The organism is Streptomyces caniscabiei, from assembly GCF_014930365.1.
Taxonomy (GTDB): domain Bacteria; phylum Actinomycetota; class Actinomycetes; order Streptomycetales; family Streptomycetaceae; genus Streptomyces; species Streptomyces caniscabiei.
The window spans coordinates 1-5,911 of the sequence record NZ_JABXWI010000047.1 but is presented as its reverse complement, the minus strand read 5'-3'; the positions used below and the strand labels follow the sequence as shown (position 1 = coordinate 5,911).

At 69.9% G+C, this 5,911-nt stretch carries 6 protein-coding genes and 1 pseudogene; 4 read left to right on the top strand and 3 right to left on the bottom strand.

The annotated features are described in order from the left end of the window. Nucleotides 1–2,987: phage tail family protein (locus tag HW837_RS47815; protein ID WP_193383584.1), on the top strand; the 2,987-nt coding region annotated here is incomplete at its 5' end. Nucleotide 2,988: 1 nt separating this feature from the next. On the opposite strand, the gene HW837_RS47810 is transcribed toward HW837_RS47815, so the two are convergent. Continuing rightward, on the bottom strand, nucleotides 2,989–3,189 hold the full coding sequence (locus HW837_RS47810; protein ID WP_193382745.1) for a helix-turn-helix domain-containing protein: 201 nt from the start codon (nucleotides 3,187–3,189) through the stop codon (nucleotides 2,989–2,991). Between the two features lie 165 nt (nucleotides 3,190–3,354). Here HW837_RS47810 and HW837_RS47805 point away from each other — a divergent pair, with 165 nt between their 5' ends. The 3 genes from HW837_RS47805 to HW837_RS47795 all read left to right on the top strand — a co-directional run bounded on the left by HW837_RS47805 (nucleotide 3,355) and on the right by HW837_RS47795 (nucleotide 5,000). Further along, nucleotides 3,355–4,503 (top strand): helix-turn-helix domain-containing protein, encoded by a 1,149-nt coding sequence (locus HW837_RS47805; protein ID WP_336512563.1) that lies wholly within the window; start codon nucleotides 3,355–3,357, stop codon nucleotides 4,501–4,503. Nucleotides 4,504–4,619: 116 nt separating this feature from the next. Next, nucleotides 4,620–4,823 (top strand): hypothetical protein, encoded by a 204-nt coding sequence (locus HW837_RS47800; protein ID WP_193382743.1) that lies wholly within the window; start codon nucleotides 4,620–4,622, stop codon nucleotides 4,821–4,823. Between the two features lie 3 nt (nucleotides 4,824–4,826). After that, the gene (locus HW837_RS47795) at nucleotides 4,827–5,000 is read left to right on the top strand and encodes a hypothetical protein (RefSeq protein ID WP_193382763.1); all 174 of its coding nucleotides are present in this window, start codon (nucleotides 4,827–4,829) and stop codon (nucleotides 4,998–5,000) included. A gap of 268 nt (nucleotides 5,001–5,268) precedes the next feature. On the opposite strand, the gene HW837_RS47790 is transcribed toward HW837_RS47795, so the two are convergent. Both HW837_RS47790 and HW837_RS47785 read right to left on the bottom strand, forming a co-directional pair. Further along, nucleotides 5,269–5,493, bottom strand: a complete 225-nt coding sequence (locus tag HW837_RS47790; RefSeq protein ID WP_193382742.1) for a hypothetical protein — start codon at nucleotides 5,491–5,493, stop codon at nucleotides 5,269–5,271. Nucleotides 5,494–5,643: 150 nt separating this feature from the next. Further along, nucleotides 5,644–5,911, bottom strand: a pseudogene (locus HW837_RS47785) (cell division protein FtsK); the annotation flags it as partial.

The window sequence follows — 5,911 nt, the reverse complement described above, 5'->3', positions numbered from 1 at the left end:
TCGGCGTGGACGAGGCGTTCAAGAACGCGTTCGACCCGGCGAAGGCCGAGGAGTTCAACAAGGCTCTGGCCAAGCTGTCCCCGAACGCGCAGAGCTTTGTGCTCGCGGTGCGGGGGATGAAGCCCGAGTTCGACCGGCTGCGCATCGACGTCCAGGACCGGCTGTTCCAGGGCCTGGGTACGACGCTGCAGAGCACCGCGAAGACTGCTCTGCCACAGCTGTCGTCGGCGCTGCGGTCGTCGGCCGGCACGTTCAATCTGATGGCCGTCGACGTGCTGCGGACCGCGACCGGCCTCAGCGGGTCCGGGGCTCTCGGGAAGGCGCTGGGGGGTGCGACGCGGGGCTTCCGGTCCCTTTCCGCGCTGCCCGCGGTCCTGGTCCAAGGGCTGGTGCAGGTCGGTGCGGCGGCGGCTCCGTCGTTCGCGCGGCTGGCGGCGGCCGGTGGCGGTGCGATTGAGCGGCTCTCGGAGCGGATGGCGACCGCGTTCGAGTCGGGTGCGATGCAGCGGTCGATCGAGACTGCGATCAGCCTGATCGGCCGGCTCGTCGACGTGGCCGGGAACGTCGGCGACATCATCGGCAGCGTCTTCAAGGCGGCGGAGACGTCGGGCGGCGGGTTCATCGGAACCCTGCAGACGATTACCGGGCAGATCGCTCAGACGTTCCAGTCCCCGGCCGTACAGAGCGCGTTGCAGTCGCTGTTCCAGACCATGAGCACGCTGGCGACGACGGCGGCGCCGCTGCTCGGGTCCGCGCTCGGTGCGATAGCCCCGGTGCTGACGGCGCTCGGCCCACCAGTGCAACGCCTGATCGAGAACCTCGGCACTGCCCTCGCGCCGATCATCGAGAACCTCGGCCCGGTCCTGGAGTCCGCGGCCGGAGCGGTCGGCGCGCTCGCCGACGCCGTCGGCCCGCTGCTCCCTGTGATCGGCAGCCTGGTCGCGTCGCTGCTTCCGCCGCTGGTGCCGGTCATCGACGCGATCGCGAAGGCCTTCACCGGCCTGGCGCCGATCGTGACTCAACTCGGCCAGGTTCTGACGTCGGTCCTGTCGCCGATCATCGCCGCGCTGCCTGCGGTCATCGACCCTTTGGTGGCGACGTTCACCCAGCTGACCGCGCAGATCCTGCCGGTCGTCTCGCAGCTGATCACGCAGTTGGCGCCGACGTTCACCCAGCTCGGCGTTGCGGTGGGGCAGTTGTTCGTCGCGCTCGGCCCGCTGCTGACGATCCTGGGCCAGCTCATCAGTCAGGGCCTCGCCGCGCTGCTGCCGGTGCTGACGCCAATCATTTCGCTGGTCGGGCAGTTGGCGGGGATGTTCGCCGGCGAACTCGCCATGAAGATCACCACGTTGGTGATTCCCGCGTTGAACACGCTCACGGCGCTGCTGCAAGGCGACTTCGGGCAGGCGTGGGAGCACGCGAAAACCCTTGTGTCCGGGGCGGTCAGCACCGTCATCCGCACGGTCACCGCCCTCCCGTCCCAGATCTTCACGGCGCTGGGCACGCTGGCTGGCAACCTGCGTACGCGGGCTACGGAAGCGGGCGGGGCGCTGCTGACCACCATGCGGGAGAAGATCTCCTCGACGGTGACGACGGTGAGCGGGCTGCCCGGCCGCGCGTACTCCGGGCTGGCGTCTCTGGCGGGGAACCTGCGCGACCGTGCCTCGTCCGCGGGCTCGTCCCTGCTGAAGACCCTGCGGGAGAAGATCGGCGACGCCGTCGAGGCCGTGAAGGGTCTGCCGGGACGCGCGCGGGACGGCCTCGGCAACCTCGGCGGCTACCTGGCGAGCGCGGGCCGGGACCTGATCTCGGGCATGATCGGCGGCGTTCGGGAGATGGCCGGTGATCTGGCGTCGGCGGCGACGGACGTCGTCAGCGGCGCTGTCGGTGCAGCCAAGAGTGCGCTGGGTATCTCGTCACCGTCGAAGGTGTTCGCGACGATCGGCCGGCAGACCGGACAGGGCTTCATCAAGGGGCTGACGGGGACTCGGGCGAAGATCTCGTCGACGGCGAAGACCATCGTCAGCTCGATCACGAAGGCGTTCCGGGGTACGGGGAGTCGTACGGACGACCGGCTCGTCGGCCTCGTGGAGCGGGGTAACAAGCGGCTGCAGTCGTTGGCGAAGCAGCGGGATTCGATCGCGAAGCGGATCGCGGACGCGCAGAAGTTCTCGTCGGAGTTGGCGTCGTCGGCTCGTACGTCGGGTGGCCTGGCGTCGATCGTGCAACAGGACTTCTTCGCCCCGTCCTATGTCGAGAAGCGGTTGAAGCAGTCGTTGGCGCAGATCAAAGCGTTCACGACGAACGTCACCAAGCTGCAGAAGAAGGGCCTGAACAAGGATCTGCTGCGGCAGATTCTTCAGATGGGTCCGGAGGCGGGCTCGCAGTTCGCGGCGTCGCTGGTGGGCGCGGACAAGGCGACCATCAAGCGGTTCAACAGCCTCAACTCTCAGATCAACAAAGCGTCATCGAAGCTCGGCAGTACCGGCGCGGACCTGTTGTACGACTCCGGGAAGAAGGCCGGGCAAGGCTTCCTCACCGGGCTGAAAGCGCAGCAGAAGAACATCGAGAAGCTCATGCTGTCCATCGCGAAGGGCATGCAGAAAGCGATCCGCAAAGCGCTCGGCATCAAGTCTCCGTCGCAGGTGATGGCTGAGCTGGGCCGTATGACGGTGCTTGGGCTGCAGGGCGGGATCGCTCGGGCGGTGCCGCGGATCGATGCGGCGATGGCTGGCGTTTCCGGGGCGATGACGTCAGGGGTGCCGTCGCTGGGCATGGGCGGTATGCCGGCGCTGGGGGTCGGCACGATGCGTACCGGTACGGGGACGGGCGGGTCGGTGACCGTGGTGAACCACATTCATCTGACCAACCGGGGCGCCATCGGCTCGCCTCACGAGTTGCGGACCTGGCTTACGCGGGCGCTGGAGGATGCGGGCCGCATGGGGAAGCTGCCCGGCAAGTTGAACAAGGCGTATGCGGTGGGCTGAGTCAGCAGGCGCGCCACGCGTAGCAGCCGCCGGAGGCGATTTGTCGTACGGCGGCGCCGTCGTCCTCCAGGCGGCGGAGGGCGCGCGCGGCTTGGGGTGGGGTGGTGCTGGCCAACTCGGCGATACGGCGGGTGGTCAGCGGCCCGCGCGCGTCGGCGAGGGTGCGGTGGATGCGTCCGCGGATGGTCTGGGAGGCGGGCATGCAGCCCATGATGCCGCCGGGAGATGGCCGTCAACAGCACGTCGGCCCCCACTGTCTGCGGGGGCCGATCGGCGTACCGTTCTGAGTGTCGAGGTCAGAACGGAGTTCAGGATGCCATACCCAACTCACCGAGACACCGGCGGAATCGGGGCGCGTATCGAAGAGGTGAGCGCCTTGCGAGGCTTCTCCCTCCGCGAGCTCGGCCGCCGCGCCAACGTCTCTCCGTCGATGCTCTCCCGCATCATCACCGGCCAACGCCAGGCCAGCCCCGCCATCGTCTCCGCCGTCGCCCGCGCCCTGTCCGTCAGCATCTCGGTGTTGCACGGCCAGCCCTACATCCACCAGCTCCAGGCCGACCAGCTCGACCGGCTGATAACCCCCATTAGCGTCGCCCTCGACGACTGGGACATTCCCCTCGGCGACGACGACCCGCCGCCCCGCACGCTCGCCGACCTCGAGAACGTGGTGGCCGGCCTGGAGCAGCAGCGGGCCCGCGCCGAGTACATCGAGATCGCCCACGAACTTCCCTCGCTGCTCGCCGAGGTGGGCGCGCACGTCCTCACCGAACGCCCCGGGTACGCGCTGGAGCGGGCGGCGTGGTTGCAGGCGGAGCTGTGCCGCACCGTGTACGTGGTCGGCCGTCAGATCGGCTTCGGTGACCTCGCCCGGCTGGCCCTGTCCCGTATGGCGGTCGCGGCCCCGCAGTCGGGCGACCCGCGGCAGGTGGCCATCGAGCGGTGGGACCGCGCGCAGCTGCTCGCGGACGCCGCGCGCCACGATCGCGGCGTCCTCCTCGTACGGCAGGCGCTGAAGGATCTGGACGACGACGGCGAGCAGGCCACGAAGGCGGTGCGCGGGGCCCTGCACCTGAAGGGCGCGATCCTCTCCAGCCGCCAGGGCGACACCCGTGGTGCGGACGACTGGCTCGGGGCGGCCGGGGAGATCGCCGAGGAGACCGGCGAGACCCGCGACTACGGCCTCGTGTTCGGGCCGGTCAACGTGGTGATTCACGGCATGTCGGCGTCGAGCGACCGCGACAAGCACGCCCGCGCCCTGGAGAAGGCCCGCAAGGTCCGCCTGCCGGACGACTACCCGGAGGCCCGTGCCGGGCACTACTGGGTCGACCGGGCGCGCGCGGAGACGTGGACGGCGAAGCACGAGGACGCGTTCGTGTCGCTGGCGAATGCGCGTCAGGTGGCGCCGCAGCAGACGCGGTATCACCCGGGCGTGCACGAGACGGTGGCGACGCTGCTGCGCGCGCGGTCGAAGGCGCCGGGGGATCTGCTGGAGTTCGCGTCCTGGTGCGGCGTGTAGACGATCCGTCAGCTGTGGTCAAGGCTCCGGGTGTTGCCAGTCCGTCAACGCTGGGGCCTTGCCTGGTCGACACGATGTGACGGTACCCATACGCCGTCTGTCCATGGGAGCCGACCATGACCAGCCACACCACGATGGACTCGCCCGTCACGCTTGGCCTGCCGCCGACCGATCCGGAGCCGCCGGCCGATTGCGGTGTGTGTGCGGCGCTGGTCGTGCAGCGGTCCGAGGCCCGGGCGCGGGACGATCTGTCGAAGGTGTCGGACCTCAACGTCGAGATCCGCAACCACCACCAGCCGCGCCAGAAGTTGAGGCGGTAGCTCGTGGACACCGGGCAGGACATCGAGGTTCCGCGCACGATCGCCTACTGCAGTTGGCACAGCGGTCTCTCCGACACCGCGCGGCTGATACAGGTCGGTGAGGCCGGGAAGCTGTTCGCGTGTGAGCGCTGCCGCATCGCGTACGACCTGGTGCCGCTCGCCGACCAGCCGCTGTGACCGCCGCGGGGAAGACTCCGGAGTGCGAGCACGGCATGCACCGGTACTGCTCCGGCCCGAAGGTCGTACGGCGCGCCGGAGCCCCCTCGTGGGAGGCGCCGTTGATGACGCTGCGGTGCGGCTGCGCGTGCCACCGTAAGAGCCCCCGGTCCGGTCGGGCACCCCAGGCATAAGCGGCCGGACCGGGTTCAGCCCGCGCGTCACGCGTCTCCGCGCGGGCATGACGAAGGCCCCCGTCCTCGGGTGAGGCGGGGGCCGTAGTCGTACGTCAGCGGGCGCCGGCCTGGTGGGTGCGGCGCCACGCGTTATGGGCGCGGCGGCCGACGCGGAGCCGGAGCTTCTTGCCGAGGCAGCGCGGGCACATCTTCGTCTTCCCGAACCGCTCGACCTCGCCGAGCCCGCCGCACCTGCGGCACGGGGCGAACGGCCGGACGGCACAGAGCACGGCGTACCCGCCGAGCCACAGAACGGCCGCGGCCATAGCGATCAGCATCAGGTCTCTCCCTCTCGATTCCGGGCGTTCCCGGGGATCCTGCGGCGCCCCTGCTAGACGCTAGGCGCCTGCTCAGAGGCCATATGGGGCGCTAGTGGGGGTGCTAGACCTAGCGGGGCCGGGTGCTAGGTCTAGCGGCCGTTTCGGGGCCTACGCGGCGAGCCGGTCGGCCTCTCGGCGGGTGACGGCGGCGACCACGTCGGCCCGCTTGATGCCGCGCCGGTTCTTGCCGTCGCCGCCGTCGGTGGTGCCCCACACCTGGTCGGTCTTGATGCCCCACGCCTTGACCGTGGTAGTGACGTTCTCGCCCTTCCACTCCCCGTACACGTCGGGGCGCAGCTGGGCGAGACGGTCGGCGAGACGCTCGCACCACACGGCCTTCTCGTCCGGGCCCATGACGGCCAGGACGTCGCCGAGG